Source organism: Oleiphilus sp. HI0132 (assembly GCF_001635845.1).
The window spans coordinates 1-1,006 of the sequence record NZ_LWGJ01000408.1; the positions used below are offsets into that span (position 1 = coordinate 1).

The window sequence follows — 1,006 nt, forward strand, 5'->3', positions numbered from 1 at the left end:
CCTGCCGATGCTAACCCAGGCCAGGAAAACTTCGATGGCGATGCTCGCGGAGATGCTTGTGATGGCGACGATGATAATGATGGCGTGAGTGACCAGGCAGAAGAGGCTGCGGGTTCTGATCCTAAGGACAGCGACTCAGATGATGACGGCGTTGATGATAAGAATGATGCCTTCCCAACAGACGAGACGCGTCAGGAAGACTCTCAGGGTGATGATGACGACGATGGCGTAGCAAACGGCATTGATAATTGTCCAAATGATGCCAACGCGGGTCAGGAAAATTTTGATGGCGATGCGCAAGGCGATGCTTGTGACCATGACGATGACAATGATGGTGCGCCAGATGATGCTGATGACTTCGATAACGATCCAAATGAGCAATCAGACAGTGATGGTGATGGCTTAGGTGACAAATCTGATAACTGCCCAACGGTTGCAAATGAAGACCAGAACAATGCTGACCAAGATGGATTTGGTGATGCTTGTGATGCCGATACCGACAATGATGGAGTAGGCAATGAGCAGGACAACTGCCCTGTCGATATGAACCCTGGACAGCTGAATGCAGACGGCGATGAGTTTGGTGATGTTTGTGATAGTGATGATGATGGTGACGGTGTAGAAGACGCCTTCGATAACTGTCCAATTGACGCTAACAGTAATCAGGAAAACTCTGATTCTGAATCAGATGGTGGTGATGCTTGTGACCATGATGATGATAATGATGGTCTAAGCGACGCGGAGGAAAATGCAAAAGGCACCGACCCGACTGATGCTGATACAGATGACGATGGCGAAAATGATGGTGATGATAATTGCCCGCTGATTGCTAATGCAGGCCAGGAAGATGCCGATGGCAATGGCCAAGGTGATGCCTGCGACATTGATAGTGATGGTGACGGTGTATTGAACACCATGGAAGAAGCTCAGGGTACTTCACCTACAGATGCCGATTCTGATGATGATGGTAGCAATGACGGTGTCGATAACTGCCCAGCAATTGCTA

1 protein-coding gene is annotated in these 1,006 nt (G+C 49.1%); it reads left to right on the forward strand.

Going from position 1 to position 1,006, the window contains the following annotated elements; genetic code table 11:
* Positions 1–1,006 (forward strand): thrombospondin type 3 repeat-containing protein (locus tag A3766_RS05020; protein WP_197479331.1); only part of this gene is annotated, 1,006 nt, incomplete at both ends.